This is a genomic window from Amycolatopsis keratiniphila (genome assembly GCF_000400635.2).
Classification (GTDB): Bacteria; Actinomycetota; Actinomycetes; order Mycobacteriales; family Pseudonocardiaceae; genus Amycolatopsis; species Amycolatopsis keratiniphila.
Genome location: NC_021252.1, coordinates 5,830,928 through 5,849,258, shown reverse-complemented (window position 1 = coordinate 5,849,258; position 18,331 = coordinate 5,830,928). Strand labels below are relative to the sequence as shown.

Sequence of the window (18,331 nt, the reverse complement as noted above, 5' to 3'; positions counted from 1 at the left end):
GCGCGTGTAGGGACTCTCCTGGAGGGGTACCAGCCTTCAGAAGGTGTGTCCTCGTGCTGGGAGTCGCCATGACCGCCGTGAAGCCCTCTCCGCGACCGGAGGCCGTCCGCTTCGGCGGGCGGATCCGTGCCCCCAAGGGGAGTGTCTTCCTCAGCGTCGTCCGCACCACCGACCACAAGACGATCGGCGTGCTCTATCTGAGCACCTCGTTCGGGTTCTTCCTCGTCGGCGGCTTCATGGCGCTGCTGATGCGCGGCGAGCTGGGCAGGCCGGGGATGCAGTTCCTGTCGCAGGAGCAGTACAACCAGCTGTTCACCATGCACGGCCTGATCATGCTGCTGCTGTACGCGACACCGAATCTTTTCGCCTTCGCCAACTACATCCTGCCGCTGCAGATCGGCTCCCCGGACGTCGCCTTCCCGCGGCTGAACGCGTTCTCCTACTGGCTCTACCTCTTCGGCGGGCTGATGGTGCTCAGCTCGTTCATGACGCCGGGCGGTGCGCCCGACTTCGGGTGGACGATGTACACGCCGCTGTCCAACGCCGCGCACACCCCGGGCGTCGGCGCCGATCTGGTGATCATGGGCCTGATCGTGTCCGGGCTCGGGACGATCCTCGGCGCGGTCAACATGGTCACCACGATCCTCTGCCTGCGCGCGCCCGGGATGACCATGTGGCGGCTGCCGCTGTTCACCTGGAACATCCTGTTCACCACGATCCTGATCCTGGCGGTCTTCCCGATCCTCACCGCGGCGCTGTTCGGGCTGGAGGCGGACCGGCGGCTCGGCGCGCACGTCTTCGATCCGGCCAACGGCGGGGCGATCCTGTTCCAGCACCTGTTCTGGTTCTTCGGGCATCCCGAGGTGTACATCGTCGCGTTGCCGTATTTCGGCATCATCACCGAGATCGTCCCGGTGTTCAGCCGGAAACCGTTGTTCGGCTACAAACTCATGGTGTTCGCGACGATCGCGATCACCGCGCTGTCGTTCGCCGTATGGGCGCACCACATGTTCGCCACCGGCGCGGTGCTGCTGCCGTTCTTCTCCATCATGACCTTCCTGATCGCGGTGCCGACCGGGATCAAGTTCTTCAACTGGATCGGCACCATGTGGAAGGGGCAGCTGACCTTCGAATCACCGATGCTGTGGTCGATCGGGTTCATGGTGACGTTCCTGCTCGGCGGGCTGACCGGGATCATCCTCGCCGCGCCGCCGCTGGACTTCCACATCCACGACACCTATTTCGTGGTGGCGCACTTCCATTACGTGCTGTTCGGCACCATCGTGTTCGCCACCTTCGCCGGGATCTACTTCTGGTTCCCCAAGATGACCGGGCGGATGCTCGACGAGCGGCTCGCGAAGCTCCATTTCTGGACCACCTTCATCGGCTTCCACATGACGTTCCTCGTCCAGCACTGGCTCGGCAACGAAGGAATGCCGCGCCGCTACGCCGACTACCTGAGCTCGGACGGTTTCACCCTGCTGCACACCATTTCCACGATCGGCGCGTTCCTGCTGGGCGCGTCGGTGCTGCCGTTCATCTGGAACGTCGTCCGCAGCTACCGGTTCGGGGAGGTCGTCGAAGTCGACGACCCGTGGGGACACGGGAACTCCCTGGAGTGGGCGACGACCTGTCCGCCGCCCCGCCACAACTTCTTCGATCTGCCGAGGATCCGGTCGGAACGGCCGGCGTTCGAGCTCCACTACCCGCACATGATCCCCCGGCTGCGCGCCGAGGGGCACACGACGCCGTTCCAGCGGCGTGACCGGCCCGCCCCGTCGGAGGTGGTGGCGGACAAGGCACTCAAGGACGACGACGCCTGAGGCGAGGGAATGAGGTACCGCGCATGATTTCGATGGACGTCGAGGGGATGGCAGTCCTGGCCCCGGAAGCGGCACCGGTGATGTTGCTGCGGGAACGGGAGGGCGAACGCCGCTGGCTGGCGATCACGATCGGCGGCCCCGAGGCGAGCGCGGTGGCGCTCGCGCAGGAACGGATCCGGCTGCCCCGGCCCGGCACGATCGAACTGATCGGCCAGGTGGTCGAGTCGTTCGGGCACCGGGTCACCGGGGTGCAGGTCACCGCGCTGCGGGACGGCATCTTCTTCGCGGATCTGGTACTCGATTCCGGAATCCGCGTCTCCGCCCGGCCGAGTGACGCGGTCGCGATCGGCTTGCGGGCCGGGGTCGGGATCGAGGTGGCGGACGCGGTACTGGAGGTCGCTTCGGTGCGGGTCGAGATCGTGGGGGCCGGGCCGGACGCGGAACTGCCGACGGTGCCGTCCGACCCGGTCGCGCAGGAACGGGAGGTCGAGGAGTTCCGGGCGGCACTGGACAAGATCGCGCCGGAGGATTTCGGGGATCAGCCGCCCGATCCACCTTCACGCTAGCCTGCCCTGGATGTCATGAAAGGGCCGTTCAGGACATTTTTCGTCCTGAACGGCCCTTTCATGACATTCCGGAGGGGGTGGCGGTTACTGCTTCGCCAGGCCCGCTTCGATCGCTTCGATGATGCGCGGCCGCATCTCGGCGGCGCTGATGATCGCGTCCACCGAGCCGACCTTCACCGCGCGCTCGATGCTGTGCACGCCGTCGAACTCGGCCGCGACCGCGCCCAGCTTCTCGGCCCGCACCGACGACTGGACCTCGGCCAGCTCTGCGGCCAGCGCGGCACGTTCGGCACCCACCGCCCCGCTGAGCTTCTCGGTGAGCGACCGCACCCGCTGATCCGCCGCGGTCCGCGCGTTGACCTCACCGGCGAACACGACCGCCGCGGCGGGTGCTCCGCCGAGCACGGAGGCGAACGAGCCTTCCAGCGCCAGCACCGTCATGTTCGGGTTCAGCGCCTTCGAGAAGACCACGAACGCGCCGCCGTGGTACCGCGAGATCACGGTGAACACGATCGGGCCTTCGAAGTTGACGATCGCCCGGCCGATCTCCGCGCCGTACTCCAGCTGCAGCTTCCGCATCGACTCCGGCGAACCGTCGAAGCCGGACAGGTTCGCCAGCACCACCAGCGGCCGGTTGCCGCTGGCCGCGTTGATCGCCCGCGCCGCCTTCTTCGACGACCGCGGGAACAGCGTGCCCGCGGTGTAGGTGTCCGGGCCGTCGGTGGGCGGGAAACCGCGGCGCGGCACCGAACGCGACTCGATGCCGAGCAGGCACACCGGCCGCCCGCCGAGGTGCACGTCCTGCACGGCCGCGGTCTCCGCGTCGGCCATACCCGGCCAGCGCTCCAGCACCGGGTGGTCCTGATCCGACAGCGCGCGCATCACGGTGCGGATGTCGAACGGCTTCTTGCGGTCGGGGTTGGCCTCCCGCGAGAAGATCTGGCCGACCGTGGTGAAGTCGCTGTCGACGGCCGCGTGCGGGAACGACGAGATGTCCCGGTCGATCGGGTCGTTCGTGACCGCCTTGCGCGGACCGGGCTCGCCCGGTGCCACGTAGGTGTGGTCGTAGTGCGACATCAGCACGTCGCGTGCCGCGGCGAGGTTCGGCGCCCAGTACTGCGCTTGGCCGTTCGGGCCCATGACACGGTCGTAGCCGCCGATGCCGAAGTTGTCCTCGGCCGAGACGCCACCGGAGAAGTCGAGGGACTGCTTACCGGTCAGCACCATCGCGGAATCCGGCGTCATCACCAGGATTCCCTTGGTGTGCATGAGCATCGTCGCTTCGGCGTTCCAGTACGGCTGGGCGCCGACGTTGATTCCCGCGACGACGATGTTGATCTCGCCGCCGTTCTGGGTGAAGTGCACGATCCGCTTGAGCGCGGCCGCGACCCAGTCCATGTTCTCGGTACCGGACTCCATCGAGATCCGCGCGCCCGCCGAAAGCGCGTACCACTCCAGCGGGACCCGCAGCCGCTCGGCGAGGTCCAGCGCCGCGATCACCCGCGAGCACTCCGGCTCCGACAGCGCGCCGAGCGCCTTCGTCGGGTCGCCCAGCAGCACCACGCGCTTGACGCCCTCCGGGTGCCGTTCGGTCGGCGTGGTGACCACCCCGGCGACGATCGCCGCCTTGTTGCGGCCCTTCTTCCGGTCGACCGGGACGAGGGTGTTCGTGTCGTCCATGTCGTACTCCGTGAACGAACCGAGCATCTCGGTCAGCTCGTACGGGTACACGGTGTCGCGGCGACGGGCGCGCAGCACGTTCTGGCGGTAGTCGTCGAGCGGGAGGATCGGCTCGGTGGTGGGCTCGGACAGCGACATCTGCACGCCGCCGCTCACGTCGTAGCCGATGCGCACGGCGACCTCTTTGACCTCGCCGGTCGCGCGGTCGCGCTGCCTGCCGAGGAACTGGACCTCTTCGAGCCCCGCACCCGCGGTCGACGGCTGCACCCGCTGGGCGACCGTGTCCAGCTCCTCGCCGGTGAGCTCACTGGTCGGCCAGACGTACAGCATGATCCGGTTGGTGTCGAAGCGCTTCTTCGGCGGAAGCTTCGCCTGCACCTCGCGGATCGCGTCGAGGCAGCCCGCCAGCGTGCCTTCGACCGCGGGCAGGGCCAGCAGCTTGCCGTCGTTGTCCCGCAGCGGGGTCAGGTCGCGGACCTGGGCGAGCGCGACCAGCCGCTGATCCGACGGGTTCATCGGCGAGACGCACTTGAACAGGTACACGTCCTCGTCACCCGACGGCAGGCGCGTGAGGTCGAAGTTCGCCAGCCGCTGCAACTGCATCCGCTGGGCGATCAGCGGGTGCAGGCCGCGGATCAGCCGCTCCTCGCTGAACCCGGTCGAGGACGGGCGGAAGGTGAAGTGGTGGTGCATCACCGCACCGCCGTGCCCGGCGACCGTGGTGGTGATCCGGCGGATCCGGCTCGGCAGCGACTCGGCCGTGAGGACCTCGCGCAGCCCGGCGGCCATCGTGTCGTCGTCGGCCGACTCGTCGTCCCAGGTGAGGTACAGGTCCGCCTCGACGTCGGTGTCGGCGGGCAGCTGCGCGGCGAGGCCGGCGACCGCCTTGATCGCCCCGGGCAGCCCGGCGCGGTCGACGGCGGTGGTGACCATGTGGAACCGCTCGTTCGCGTCGGCGTAGTCGCCGGTGACGAAGGTGCAGCCGCCGACGGTCACCTGCTGGACATCGGTGAGCGCACGGTTGCCGTAGTAGCGGCGGCTCAGCACCTCCAGCAGCGGGCTGTGATCGGTGCCGGGACGGCCGATCCGCTGCCCGAGCAGGCGGACCAGCGGCTGCGCGCTGGCCAGCATGCTCGCGATCCGCTCGGCGCGGTCCGGCGAATCCGGGTGCAGGTCGAGGTGACGCAGGTGTTTGCGGACCTCGCTGTAGGCCTCGGCGCGGGTGCGGCGCAGCAACGGCTGGGCGAACCACCGGAACACCACGCTGCGCGCCAGGTCGCCGACCACCGGGAAGCGGAGCTGGGTGGCGGCGATGAGCTGCTCCAGCGCCTTGCCCGCCGGTTCGCGCATCGACTCGAACGGCTGCGGCTCGGTGAGCCACTGCCGCAGCAGCGCGGTGACGACCGCGACGTCGGACGAGGTCCGCTGCTGGGCGAGGAAGATGCGGAAGACCGCCTCCTCCAGCTCCGGCGTCCGCTCCAGATCCTTGATGCCGTAGTGCGCCAGCACCTTCTTCAGCTTGTTCTGGAACGACTCCGACAGCCCGGCGCGTTCGACGTCGAGGCTCTGCAGGTAGGTGTGGAAGAACTCGCGGGAGCTGTGCACCCGGGTGTCCGTCTTGGCGTCTTCGCGCGCCGGCTTGTTGCGCATCAGCTCGGAGAGGTCCGCGAACACGGTCAGCAGCTCGACCTCGCCCTCCAGCGGGCGATCGCCGTTGCCGTCCAGTTCGGCGCGGGCGGCCAGGTACGCGCTGAGCGTGCGGCGCTCGTCGTGCGGGTCGACGTCGAAGCCGAGCAGGAGACTGCGCAGATCCTGCTGTCCCCGCGTGATCCGCTGTGCCGCCGACGTGCCGTCCGGCTCCGCGGGCAGCTCGATCTCGACACTGCCGGTGTCCTCGGCGACCTCTTCGCCTTCTTCGGCCACCGGTTCGAGCCGCAGCAGGGGAGCTCCGGTCTCGACCTGGCTGCCGACCGAGACGACGCACTCACGCAGCTTCGCGCGGAACGGCGCGCGGAGCACCGTCTCCATCTTCATGCTTTCCAGCACCAGCACGGGCGCGCCTGCCTCGACCTCGGCGCCGACCTCCAGCGGGGTCGCGACGACGAGCGCCGGCGCGGGGGAGCGGACGACGCCGCCCTCGTCCCGGCTGATGCGGTGGGTGATGCCGTCGACCTCCACCAGGTGGATCGGGCCGTGGGTGCCGGTGACCAGGCGGAACCGGCTGCCGTTGACGGTGATCTGGCCGGTGTGCTCGTCGAACCGGTCGACCTCGACGTCGGCGGGGTGGATCTCGCCGCCGCCCGCCGAGACGCCGACGCGGAACCGGCGGTGGCCGATCCTGGCGACGCTCACGCGGTACGCGGCGCCGCGCAGCTTGAGGTCGAGCGGACGGCCGCTTTCGTGCTGGACCTGCGGGCGGCCACCGTGCGCGGTGGAGAGGAGCCGCTGACGCTCGACGGCTTCCTCGTCCTCGTACGCCTCGATGGCGGCGGCCGCGAGCGCGATCGCCGAATGGCGGTGGGTGACCAGCTTGCCCTCGCCGCGGACGCGGTCGATCCAGCCGGTGTCGGCGCTGCCGTCGATCACCTCGGGCTGGTCGAGCAGGTCGAGGACGAAGCTCTTGTTGGTCGCGCCGCCCTCGATGATGACCGTGGTCTGCGCCATCGCGCGGCGCAGACGGCCGAGCGCCTCGTCACGGTCGCGGCCGTAGGCGATGATCTTCGCGATCATCGAGTCGAAGTCGGCCGGGATGGTGTCGCCTTCGCTGACCCCGGTGTCGACGCGGATACCGGGGCCGGCGGGCAGGTCCAGGCGGGCGATGCGGCCCGGGGACGGCGCGAAGTCGCGGTCCGGGTCTTCGGCGTTGAGCCGCGCCTCGACGGCGTGCCCGAACTCGGCGGGCTGGACCCCTTCGAGCTTGCCGCCGGAAGCGACGTGCAACTGGGCCTTGACCAGGTCCATGCCGGTGGTCAGCTCGGTGATCGGGTGCTCGACCTGGAGGCGGGTGTTCACCTCGAGGAACGCGAACAGCTTGTCGCCGGGGTGGTAGAGGAACTCGACCGTTCCGGCGCCGCGGTAATCGACCGCGAGCGCGAGCCGCTCGGCGGACCGCTTGAGCTCGTCGGCCTGCTCGGGGCTCAGCACCGGGGAGGCGGACTCCTCGATGATCTTCTGGTTGCGGCGCTGCACCGAACAGTCACGGACGCCGAGCGCCCACGCGGTGCCCTGACCGTCGGCGATGACCTGGACCTCGACGTGCCGGGCGCCGGTGACCAGGCGCTCCAGGAAGACGACGCCGCTGCCGAAGGCGCGCTCGGCCTCCAGGCTGGTGCGCTCGTAGGCGTCCTTGAGCTCGTCGGCGGAGCTGATGACGCGGATACCGCGACCGCCACCGCCGGCGGTGGCCTTGAGCATCAGCGGATAGCCGATCTCGTCGGCGGCCTTGATGGCGGCGTCGAGATCGGAGACGGCGCCGCGGCTCCACGGAGCGACGGGCACCCCGACCTCTTCGGCGATCAGCTTGGCGCCGATCTTGTCGCCGAGCTTGCGCATCGCGTCCGCGCTCGGACCGATGAAGGTGACGCCCAGCCGCTCACACAGCTCGGCGAAGGCCGGATCCTCGGCCACGAACCCCCAGCCGACCCAGGCCGCGTCGGCCCCGGTCTCGGTCAGCGCCCGCTCCAGCACGGCGAAGTCGAGATAGGGGCGCGCCGACGCGGGCCCGAGGTTGTAGCTGATGTCGGCTTCCCGCACGAACGTCGCCGACCGGTCCGCGTCCGTGAAGAGCGCGACGGTCTCGATCCGCCGTCCGGTCTCCGCCGAAAGCTCGCGGACGGCGTGGATGAGCCGCATCGCGGCTTCCCCGCGGTTGACGATGGCGACACGACTGAACACCGACTGAGCCTCCCAAGTGAGCGGCACCGTCCCGCCGGATCACGTGCGGGACAGTCTCCTGATACCTGTCTAACAGCCTGCCTCTTACCGGCCGGTACGAGAATGTCGCCGGTGGCGCATGCCGGGGGCCGGGGATTGTAGGAACCCGCCAAAAAGTGTCGTGGAACACCTAGCGGTGGGGCCGGATGACGTCATGAACTGGACAACTGGGGCCTGGGGTTGCCGGGTGGGGTCGCGAGGTGTCACCGGGTGTTCACGCCGGTTTCACCGGGGCGCTTGGGGTTGTGGCTGCCGGTGGTGGGGGTGGTCGGTTTTCGGCGACGGTGTTAGGGGGCGGGGCCTTGTCGTGCTGCGGTGGGTGCTGCCGGGGTTGGCCGTTTTTCGGCGACGACGCCGAGGGTTGTCGGCCGACGAGTGAGGCGGCGGTCGGTCGATGGCTGTCGGAGGTGTGGCGCCGTTGTGATGCGTAGGGCGCTTCCGGGCGACCCTCGTGTGGAGGTTGCCGGGTCTCGCCGTTTTTCGGCGACGGATGGAAGCCGGGTCGGGCGTTGGTGGCTGTCGTTGCGATGCGCCATTGCCGTTTTCCGGCGACGGGTCAGAACGGTGGTGGTTCTTCGGCGCGGGGTTCGTGCAGTGGCGGAGGCGTGCTGTCGTAGCGCTGCCCGGTGGGCGTGGTGATGGTGAGAGTCCCCTCGGAACCCAATGCGTAGTTCCAGCCCGGCTCGTCCTTCAACCGATGGTCGCGGCGGCACAGATCGACCAGCTCCGTGTCCGCGGTGTGGCCACCGAACTGCCAGGGCAGTGAATGGTCGAGGTCGCAGGCTTGGGCGACGCGGTGGCAGCCGGGTCTTCGGCATTCTCTGTCCCGGACCCGGACGAATTCGTCGAGTCCGGCGGTGGGCCGGTAGCGGTCGCGTCCGAGGTCGAGGACTTGTCCGGAGAGTGGGTCGGTGATGATCCGCCGCAGCACCGTGTTCGACCCGCTAGCGATCTCGCGGGCCAGTGATGCCGGGATGTGGCCGTGTCCGGCCATCTCGGCTGGGTCGTCGTTCAGTCCGAGGTAGGTGTGCAGGTCCATGTAGAGGAACACTTCGGATCGTTCGCTCTTCCCACCCTGGCCACCCAGCAAGAGATCGAGGGCGACATCGGCACGAAGCTGATCCAGCGTGCGTGTCTCTCCACCGGCCCGCAGGGCTCGGGCTTCACGGTCGATCCGCGTGTAGGCAGCGGCGACCTTCTCGACGGGGCCGTCTTCGACTTCGATGGAGGCGACCCCGGTCTCACCGTGCCGCACCGACAAACGACGGCCACCGCGATTCCGTTCGGCCCGGCGAGCCGCGCCGTCGCGGTCGGCCATCATCGCGGCGTGGTTGGCGGCTTTCCGGATCTGGTCGGAGTTCCGGTCCGGCAGACGGTCCTCCAGAACGGTATCCACCGCGCGGGCGTCGTCGTCGGAGAGCCAGGCGGTGGCCGCGGCGACTTTCATCGCCCCATAGCCGCCTACCTTTCCGGAATCCAGCAACCCGAGTGTGCGGGGCAGGCGGGTGGTCAATGCCTGGGCGGTGGAGACCAGCGCGGCAGCGTGTCCGTCTACAACGGACAGAGCGAGCGCGACCTCCTGTGCCACGCTGGAGGCGCCATCACGATGTCGGCTTAACCGGCCCAGGGCGCGGAACCGGATGGCTTCCAGTCGTGCGATTCCTTCCGTAGCTGCGATAGCGGCATCCACGGCATCGTTGTCCCCCAATGTATCCAGTGAAGCATTGACCTCCCGAAGAGCTTCCAGTGCGGTGATTTCCTTGAGTAGCGCCACAGTGGCGTTGAGTGTGTCCACACGGAGAACATACGACCGACCACCGACAGTTTTCGGCAGCAAGCGGAAGCGGCCGCTAAAGACCGTTGCGCGCCACCACATCCGCATAGAACAGGGCGCTGTCCTTGAGTACCCGCTCCTGGGTCTCGAAGTCGACGTGCACGAGCCCGAACCGTTGCGTGTACCCCATGGCCCACTCGAAATTGTCCAGCAGCGACCAGGCCATGTAGCCGCGGACATCGGCGCCGCGCTCGATAGCGGCGTGTACGGCGGCGAGATGCTCGGCGAAGTACTGTACGCGCTTCTCGTCGTGTACGCGGCCTTCGACGACTTCGTCCTCAAAGGCCGCTCCGTTCTCGGCGATCACGAGCGGCAGGCCGTCGCAATGTTCGTGCAGCCACAGCAAAAGTTCGGTGAAGCACTCCGGCCGCTGCTCCCAGCCGAGCGAGGTCAGCTCGCCGCGGGGCGGCTGGACGTCCATCCCGCGCAGGCCCGGCAGGGGGCAGTTGCTGTCGGTCTCGGGGTCGTCGAGGGGGACCGCGCGGGCGGGCGCGTAGTAGTTGACACCCAGGACGTCCAGCGGCTGCGCGATGATCTCCAGATCACCGTCGGCGATCGCCGGTTCCAGTGTGCCGACGTGTGCCAGATCTGCCAGCAGCTCAGGCGGATAGCCGCGGCCCAGCAGGGGGTCGAGGAAGAACCTGTTGTGCAGGAAGTCGAATTTGCGCGCGGCCTCGCGGTGCGCGGCGTCGTCCGCATCGGTCAGCACCGGGGCGAAGTTGAGTACGATGGAAACCTCTTGCTCGCCGCCGGCAGACCGCAACGCCTGTGTCGCCTTGCCGTGCGCCAGAAGGAGGTTGTGCCCGGCGACCAGCGCCGCACCCTCGTCCTGGATGCCCGGTGCATGATCGCCGTTGCCGTAGCCGATGAAGGAGGCGCAGAAAGGCTCATTGATCGTGGTCCATTGCCGCACCCGATCGCCGAGTACTTTGTGGACGGTCAGCGCGTAGTCCGAGAAGAGGTCCGCGAGCTCGCGATTCGGCCAGCCGCCTTCCGCTTGCAGCGCCTCGGGCAGGTCCCAGTGGTAGAGCGTCACCATCGGGGTGATCCCGTGATCCAGCAACGTGTCGACGAGACGGTCGTAGAAGGCGAGACCGCGTGGCTCGACCGTGCGGCCGTCCGGCATGACCCGCGACCATGCGACGGAGAACCGGTAATACGGCACGCCGAGTTCGCTCAGCAGGCGGACGTCCTCGCGGTAGCGCCGGTAGTGATCGCAAGCCGGGTCACCGGTGGCCAGGCCGGGTCTCGCGGTGAAGGTGTCCCAAATGGACGGTCCACGGCCGTCCGCCGTCGTCGAGCCCTCGATCTGGTACGCCGCCGTGGCCGTACCCCACCGGAACCCGTCCGGAAACCCCAGTGTCACGCCGTCCCCGCTCAGTTGGCGGCCGCGGCGCGGCCTTCGGTGGCGGCCTGGTTCCAAGCCTCGTCGAGCGATTGCTTCCCCTCTTCGACGCGGCCGAGCGCGTGCCCGTACACCGGCCGCACCTCACCGTCGCGCAGCCCGCGGTAGTTGGGCCGCAAGGCCTCGGCGGATGCGGCGAAGATCTTGCCGATCGGCGCACCGCTGAAATACGGGCTGGTGTGGGAAAGCACGGCACTATCCTGGTAGGCGCCCAGCGCGCTCGGCAGCAACCCGCTCTCCAGGAAGATCCGTTTCTGCTGTTCGGGGGCGGTGAGCCAGACGGCGAGGTCGTAGGCCTCCTTGCGGTGCGCGCCCTGCTTCGGGATGGTCAGGAACGAACCGCCCCAGTTGCCCGCCTTGCCCGGAACCGAGGTGACGTCCCATTTTCCGGCCAGCTCCGGGCCGCCCGCCTCCTGGATCTGGGTGAGCATCCAGGCGGGACAGGTGATGGCGGCGAACCGGCTCTGCTTGATCGCCACCGTCCACGGCTGGGTGAACGTGGTGACCGCGGCGGTCTCCTTCTTCAGCGCCATCCCGCCCGCGAGCTCGAAAGCCTTGCGCACGTTGGGATTCGTGTCGGCGATGAACTTGTCGTCCGTGGAGAAGTAGTTCTCCTCCGCCTGGTTGAGCATCGCCGTGTAGACGGTGCCCGCCGAGTCGGCGAACTTGACGTCGTCCGGTGCCTTGGCGCTGAACCGTTCCCCGGTTTCGGCGAACTTCTCCCAGGTCGGCCACAGCGCGGCCACCTGGTCGCGGTCGGTCGGCAGGCCGGCGTTCGCGAACAGGTCACGGCGGTAGCAGAGGGCGAGACTGCCCATGTCGGTGCCGAGGCCCATCACGAATTTCCCGCCCTCGGCGGTGCCCTGGTCCCATTTCCAGGCAGGCCAGTGCTCGCGGAGACCCTGCGCGCCGAACTCGGACAGATCGCTGAACTTGTCCGTCGACTGACGGAACTTGGGGAGGTACTGCTCTTCGATCGCCACCACGTCGGCACTGCCGCGTCCGGCGCCGAGCCCGGTGGCGAGCTGCCGGTGATGCGTCTCGAAGTCGGCGACCCGGCCTTCGACGGTGATGCCCGGGTGGGCCTTTTCGTAGGCGTCGAACAGTTTCTCGTACCCGAACTCGCCGAAGGTGGCGACGGTGAGCTTGATCGGACCACCGGCTTCAGGCGTGCCGGAACAGCCGGTGAGCAGCAGCACGAGGGCCGTCAATCCGGCCAGTACGCGGGTCATGGTTCTCCTCGGTCGTGCGGTCACGCGAGTCGTCTCGGCAGCTGGTCGCCGACGGTCAGCCGGGAATCGGCGTGCAGTTTGGTCAGCACCCTGGACACCAGCGACTGCACCGTCCGCCTCGGAAGGCTCAGCTCCGCGGCGATCTCCGGGTTGGACAGCTTCGCCGCCACCAGCCGCGCGACGCGCAGTTCCAGCGGCGACAGTGCCGCGCTGTGCCGGGGGCCTCGTTCCGCGCGGCTCAAGACGCCGTAGCGCCGCAGCCTGCTTTCCGCGCGGCGGATGCTCCAGGTGGCGCCGACCGGCCCGAGCACTTCGCACGCCTCGGTGAGCGAGCGGGTGGCCTCTTCGAGGTAGCCGGCGCGGCCGAGCAGTTCGGCGGTGTCTTCCAGAGCGGCCGCGAGTTCGATGGGACGGCGGACCTCGCGGTAGTGATCGGCCGCCGCGCGCATACCTTCGGGATCGCCGTCGATCAGCGCCCGGCACCGCAGGGCGGCGGCGGTGGCCCTGGCCGGGACGGTCTCCTGGCTCGCCTCCTCGGCGCAGACGGCGAGCGCTTCGTGCGCGACGGCGTCGTTCCCGGCGGCGAGCGCGACGCGGACGACGTCGGGAAGCCATTGGTGGCGCAGCATCATCCGGGCGTAATCGGGGCGCAGCACCGGCGCGATCAGGCGTAACGCGTCGTCGAGTTCGCCGCGTTGTTCGGCGGCCATCGCCAGTGCCGCCAGGTAGAAGTCGCAGCTCTCGCGTTCGGACGAGTTCGACGGCGAATGCGCCTCGGCCGCTTCCAGATGGGCGCGGACGGCGACGCGTTCGTCGCGATGGCCCGCGATGAGCGCGGCGACCCCGTGCAGCAACAGGGCGGCGGCACCCGGCTCGCGCACGCCGTAGAACGTGATCGCCGGGCCGTCCTCGGTGACCGAATCGAGCTCGGCCAGTGCCTCGTCCCAGCGCCCCGTCCAGTAGTAGTGCACGGCCGCCGAGACCTGCGGACCGGTCGGCAGACCGTGCCGCGCCGCGGTCTCGTAGCCGGCGTGCAGCGTGGCGTCGGCTTCGCCGAGCCGGTCGAGGTTCTGCAGCGTGAAGAGCCGGTTGTCGAGCAGATCGAACCGCAGCGTCGCCAGATCGGCCTCGTGGCCGGCGGTCTCCAGCGCGGCGTCGATCGCGGTCAGCGCCCGGTCGTGCTCCCGGCGGATCGAGTGCACCAGCCACAACGTCTGCTGCGCGTGCGCGGCGGGGTAGCGCTCACCCGCTTCGGCCGCCTCGGCGTGCAGGCCCCGCGCGATCCGTTCGGTCTCGTCGAGATCGGACAGGTCTCCACGGCGAAAGTTGGCGAGCAGCGTCCGGGTGCTGGTGCGCCACAGTTCCGGGATCGACGGGTCGTCCGCGGTGTCGCCGAGCGCCTCGATCGCGCCGGGCGTGTCGCCCCGGCGGTAGCGCAGCGCGGCCAGGAAATGCCGCATCTGCGCCAGATCCGCCTTGTCCACGACGGTCTTCACCGCCTCCTCGGCTTCGGCCTCGGGCGTGAGTTCGAGCCGGAACAGCACGCGGACCAGCGCGGCGATCAGCGTCTCCCGTTGCTCACGGGTGGGCACCGCGCTGTCGAGCGCGCCGCGGAGCAGGTCGGCCGCGATATGCGGGGCGCGGTTGGACACCGCGACGTGGTTCGCGGTGAGCCAGCCCGCCAGCCACGGGTCGAACGGCACCGGCCCGGCGGCCAGCTGCTCGGCGACCCGTTTGACCGGCGCGCCCGCCCGCGCGAGCGATTCGGCGGCGCGCCGGTGCAACTCGGCGCGGACCGGTTCGCCGATGGCGCCGTAGAGCGCCTGCCGCTGGAACGGATGGTGGAAGGCGAGTTTGTCGCCGGCGTACTCGATGACGCCCGCGGTGATGGCGGGCTCCAGCTCCTGCAGCACCTCGAGCGGGCTCTTGCCCGCCAGCGTGGCGATGTCCTCGACGGCGAACTCCGCGCCCAGCAGGGAGGCGGTGCGCAGGATCCCGGTCGTGGCCTGGTCGAGGGTCTCCAGCGTCCTGGCCACCGCCGCCAGCAGCGAACGCGGCGCGTTCTCGGTGCCGTCCAGCGTCACCTCGGCCACACCCGCCGTGATCCGCACCGCGCCCGTCCGGACCAGGTCGTGCGCGACTTCCCTGGCGTAGAGCGGATTCCCGGCCGCGCGCCGGACCAGCGGGCGCAGGCTCGGCCCGAGCTTCGCCGTGAGGATCGCCTCGAACACGGCGGCGATGTCGTCGTCGGTCAGCACCTCGACCGGCATGATCACGCCGTCCCTCGCTTCCACCCCGCGACGCAGCTGGGCGAGGTCCCGGCGGCCGTGCCCGGCGCGCGTGGCGGCGACCAGCAGCAACGGCAGCTGGCGGGTGGCGGCGGCCAGCCGCTGCCACAGCAGCACACTGGCCTCATCGGCCCAGTGGAGGTCGTCGATCACCAGCACCAGCGGGCCCGCCGCGCAGGTCTCGTCGACCAGCGTGAGCAGTTTGTCCACAGTGGACAGGATCGGGTCGGCGGGGCCCCAGTCGCCGTGCGCGGGTTCGGCGTGCAGCTCACCGGCCAGCTTGGCCTTCGCCGGATCCGCCGCGCCGTGGTGCACGCCGAGACATTCCATGATCACCTGCAGCGGGAACCGTTGCTGCAGCTCGTCGGCCGCGGTCCAGGCGAGCTGACAGCCGCGCGCCGCGGCACCGGCCAGCCCGGCGATCAGCAGTTCCGATTTGCCGATACCCGGTTCGCCTTCGAGCCAGACCGGGCGGCCGCGGCCGGCCAGCACGTCGGTGACGAAGCCGTCGAGCCGCTCCACCTGCCGGGCACGGCCGGGCAGGTGGCCGTGGCCGCCGCGTTCGATCGCCTTGGCCACCGGCGGCGGCACGACCCGGACCGGAGCCGGTTTCGGTGCGGTGGCGGGTTTTTCGCTGCCGTCGAGGATGCGCTGGTGCAGCTCCCGCAGCGGGGCGCCGGGTTCGACGCCGAGTTCGTCGCGGAGGATCCGCCTGGCCTCGCGGTACGCGCCGAGCGCTTCGATCTGCCGCCCGCTGGCGTGCAGGGCGCGCATGAGCGTCTCGTGCAGGGACTCGCGCAACGGATGCCGCTGCACCAGCGCGGTCAGCTCGGCCACCAGCTCCCGGTGATCGCCGGTACCGAGCAGGGCCGTGGCGCGCAGTTCGGCGGCGGTGAGCCGGAGTTCGGCGAGCCGGACGCGTTCCGCTTCGGCGAACGGGCCGGGCACGCCGGAGTAGGCCTCGCCGCGCCAGAGGCCGAGCGCGGAGGTGAGTCGCGCGGCCGCGCCCCGCTGATCGGCGAGCGCCGCCCTGGCGGCCGCGACGTCCTTTTCGAACCGGTGGACGTCGAGCGCTTCACCGTCCAGCCGCAGTGAGTAGCTCGATCCGGACGAACGCAATATTTCGTGCGCGTCTCCGCCCGCCTTGCGAATCGCCCCGCGCAGACCGGAGACATAGGTGTGGACACTGCCGGTGGCGCTGGCGGGCGCTGAACCGCCCCAGACATCGGAGATCAGTTCGCCGAGGGAGATCGCCTGGCCGCGCCGCGTCGCCAGGGTGGCGAAGACCGCGCGCTGGCGGGCGGGCCCGAGCTTCAGCTCGACGTCGTCGAGCCAGGCACGAGGCGGCCCGAGCAGCTCGACGCGCAGCCCGTTCGTCACGCCGGCTCCATTTCTCGTCATACAGCGGAAGTGGCCGGATCACTGGTCTGTGTCCCGCGCAGTTTAGGACGTCCTCGGCGCGGTCGGGTTGCGCACCCGGGTGAGGGCGTGCAGCGGCGTGCACCAGGGCTGGGTGGGCCAGGAGGGCGCGGCGTCCGCTTCGGGCAGCAGGAGCGCGGCGAGTTCACCGGTCAGCTCCTGGTGCTGCTCCTCGGTGAGATTCCGTTGGTGGGAAAGCACATCGAGCAGTTCGACGGCGGTGCCTGCGGACAGCGCGCGGACGTTGTCGAGTACCCAGCGGGGGATCCAGGGCGCGGTCAGCTCGTCGCCTGCCTGCAGTAGCTGCTCGGCGACACGATCCGCGGGCGCGCCGGAGTCCGCCATGGTCGTGGCGATCTCCTGGTGCAGCACGGCGCGGATGGCGGGCGGGGTGTTCGCGGCGAACACCGCTCGAACGAGCGGGACGCGGAACCGCAGACGTTCTCCGTCGGCTTCGAGCACGTGCGCGGCGAGCGCCTCCTCCACCGGTCCGGTGAGCGATGGCGGTTTTCGGCCGGTGACCCCCGCGAGGTCCGCGATGGTGAACGAAGAGCCGAGCAACGCGGCTGAATTCAGCGTTCGCTTGCCCGGCACGGAAAGCGTGGCGAGATGATCCTCCACCACGGCGGCGAGCCTGCCGTGCGGCGCGGTGTCCGGCTCGTGGCCGTCGGCGAACTCGGCGAACAGCTCACGCAGGTAGCCGGGGTTGCCGGCGGTGTACTCGGCGGCGAACCGGAGGAAGTCCTCACCCGGATCCCTGGCCAGGGTCTCCTCGGCGAGCGCGGCGACGGCCGGGCCGTCGAACGGCGGCAACGGGATGATCTCGCCGTCGAACTCCGAGCGGAGGACGTCGAGCGTGCGGCGCCGGGGGAGCGGCCGCGCCGAGCCGATCAGCAGCAGCGGCAGATGCGCGGTCAACCGGTGAAGCCGCTGCCAGGCGAGCAGGCTTTCCTCGTCGGCCCAGTGCAGATCTTCGAAGACGAGCACCTGGGGCCCGGCTTCGCACAGCTCGGTGACCGTTTTGCCGAGATCGGCCAGCGCCTCACCACCGAGGCAGTCGGCGACGATGCTCATCGGGACCGCGCCGCTCAGCTCGTCGGCCTCGACCCAGCGTGTCCGGCTCCTCGCCGTGACCAGCGCCTCGGCCAGGAACGTGCTCTTGCCGCTGCCCGCCTCGCCGTCCACCCAGATCGTCGTGCCGCGACCTTCGTCCAGCAGCGCGGACAGGGGCCGTCGCACCCGCCCGAGCTCGAACTCACGGCCGACGAAAGCGGACGGCCGGGCGGGGACGGCCTGCGTCCGCTGGGGAGGTTCCGGCCGGCCGTGCAAGGACGGATCGCCGGCCGAGATCCGTCGCCGCAGGTCCAGCAGGTCCGGGCCGGGTTCGAGGCCGGATCGCTCGATGATCGTCTCGCGGGCACGGTCGAACGCGGCCAGGGCCTCGGCCTGCCGCCCGGACCGGAACAGGGCGGTGATCAGCACGCGGTGCAGGCCTTCGCGCAGCGGATGGCGCTCGACCAGGACGGCGAGCTCGTCCACGAGTTCGCGATGCTCACCGAGCCGCAGCGCGACCTCGGCCTGGCGTTCGAGCGCGCTCAGACGCAGTTCGTTCAGCCGGGCACGCTGGGTCTCGGCGAACGGGCCGGGGATACCGTCGAGCGCGGAGCCCCGCCACTGCCCGAGCGCCGACCGCAGCGACTCCAGCTCCCGCCGGTGCGCGCCCTCGAGCCGGTGCGCGCGGGCGCGGTCCAGCTCGGCTTCGAAGACGTGGACGTCGACCTGCGGCTTCGGCAAGTCGAGGCGGTAACCGGCGCGGCTGGCGACGAGCGGTTCGCCGGCCGGCTCCAGCGCGCGGCGCAACGCCGAGACGTGGGTGTACACGATTCCGGTGGCACTGTCCGGTGGCCGCTCGCCCCAGACGGCGTCGATGATCTCCCGGCGCGAGACGAACTGGCCGGCGTGCAGCGCGAGCGTGGCGAACACCGCCTGGCGCTGGGCAGGACCCAGCGCGATCTCGCCGTCGCCGTGGCAGGCGGGGGAACCGCCCAGCAGCCGCACCGTCAGCGAGGAAACCTCGTCCATGACCTGCCGCCTGTGCGTCCGACCGCCGAAAAGAGTGTCCCGCTCGGCGAAAATCCTAGTGGCGCCGAT

8 protein-coding genes are annotated in these 18,331 nt (G+C 69.9%); 2 read left to right on the top strand and 6 right to left on the bottom strand.

Annotation, left to right across the window (positions count from 1 at the left end):
* Positions 1-68: 68 nt before the first annotated feature.
* Positions 69-1,823, top strand: a complete 1,755-nt coding sequence (gene ctaD / locus AORI_RS67290) for an aa3-type cytochrome oxidase subunit I (RefSeq protein WP_081809811.1) — start codon at positions 69-71, stop codon at positions 1,821-1,823.
* Between the two features lie 23 nt (positions 1,824-1,846).
* Positions 1,847-2,389 carry a bifunctional nuclease family protein gene (locus AORI_RS67285; RefSeq protein WP_016335583.1) on the top strand — a complete coding sequence of 181 codons (543 nt, stop codon included), beginning with the start codon at positions 1,847-1,849 and terminating at the stop codon, positions 2,387-2,389.
* Between the two features lie 84 nt (positions 2,390-2,473).
* Here AORI_RS67285 and AORI_RS67280 read toward each other — a convergent pair whose 3' ends face one another.
* The 6 genes from AORI_RS67280 to AORI_RS67255 form a co-directional block, all read right to left on the bottom strand.
* A complete protein-coding gene (locus tag AORI_RS67280) occupies positions 2,474-7,963 on the bottom strand; it encodes an ATP-binding protein (protein WP_016335582.1) in 5,490 nt (1,829 codons plus the stop codon).
* Positions 7,964-8,558: 595 nt separating this feature from the next.
* Positions 8,559-9,776 carry an HNH endonuclease signature motif containing protein gene (locus AORI_RS67275; RefSeq protein WP_063751893.1) on the bottom strand — a complete coding sequence of 406 codons (1,218 nt, stop codon included), beginning with the start codon at positions 9,774-9,776 and terminating at the stop codon, positions 8,559-8,561.
* 76 nt (positions 9,777-9,852) lie between these two features.
* A complete protein-coding gene (locus AORI_RS67270) occupies positions 9,853-11,202 on the bottom strand; it encodes a GH1 family beta-glucosidase (protein WP_016335579.1) in 1,350 nt (449 codons plus the stop codon).
* An 11-nt stretch (positions 11,203-11,213) separates the two neighbouring features.
* Positions 11,214-12,473 (bottom strand): ABC transporter substrate-binding protein, encoded by a 1,260-nt coding sequence (locus AORI_RS67265; RefSeq protein WP_016335578.1) that lies wholly within the window; start codon positions 12,471-12,473, stop codon positions 11,214-11,216.
* A 20-nt stretch (positions 12,474-12,493) separates the two neighbouring features.
* Entirely contained in the window at positions 12,494-16,141 is a 3,648-nt protein-coding gene (locus tag AORI_RS67260) for an ATP-binding protein (protein ID WP_016335577.1), read from the bottom strand.
* A 63-nt stretch (positions 16,142-16,204) separates the two neighbouring features.
* Entirely contained in the window at positions 16,205-18,262 is a 2,058-nt protein-coding gene (locus AORI_RS67255) for an ATP-binding protein (protein ID WP_016335576.1), read from the bottom strand.
* Positions 18,263-18,331: the final 69 nt, after the last annotated feature.